This window comes from uncultured Acetatifactor sp. (assembly GCF_948601915.1).
Lineage (GTDB): Bacteria > Bacillota > Clostridia > Lachnospirales > Lachnospiraceae > Acetatifactor.
Genome location: NZ_CAPDXS010000129.1, coordinates 14,942 through 15,271, shown reverse-complemented (window position 1 = coordinate 15,271; position 330 = coordinate 14,942). Strand labels below are relative to the sequence as shown.

The window sequence follows — 330 nt, the reverse complement described above, 5'->3', positions numbered from 1 at the left end:
CAGAAAATTATTTTTTGATTACATCTCTCTGCTTTCATCTTTTCAGAAAATCGCTGAACTCTTTCAGTTCCTTTTTTCTGCTCTCGGGAAGGCTGTTGAACTCCACATTGCAGACCGCTCCTTCCAAGGCATACAAATGCACCAGACAGACATTCGGATACCTTTCCTTCAATTTCAGAAAGGCCTGTTCCGCGCCTGAACGGATCAGCTCCTCCGCCGAGCCAATCCCAATGGAATCCAGCTTCTTTGCCATTTCCCTGCCAATATTCATCATGGATGCCAATTCCGCCATGTTCTTCTCTCCTCAAACGACTACAATCTTGTATCCTA

The 330-nt window shown here is 45.2% G+C and carries 1 protein-coding gene; it reads right to left on the bottom strand.

Features of this window, described 5'->3' with window-relative positions; translation table 11 throughout:
* Positions 1 to 34: 34 nt before the first annotated feature.
* Positions 35 to 292 (bottom strand): TfoX/Sxy family DNA transformation protein, encoded by a 258-nt coding sequence (locus Q2B33_RS18680; RefSeq protein WP_300573053.1) that lies wholly within the window; start codon positions 290 to 292, stop codon positions 35 to 37.
* Between the last annotated feature and the right edge of the window lie 38 nt (positions 293 to 330).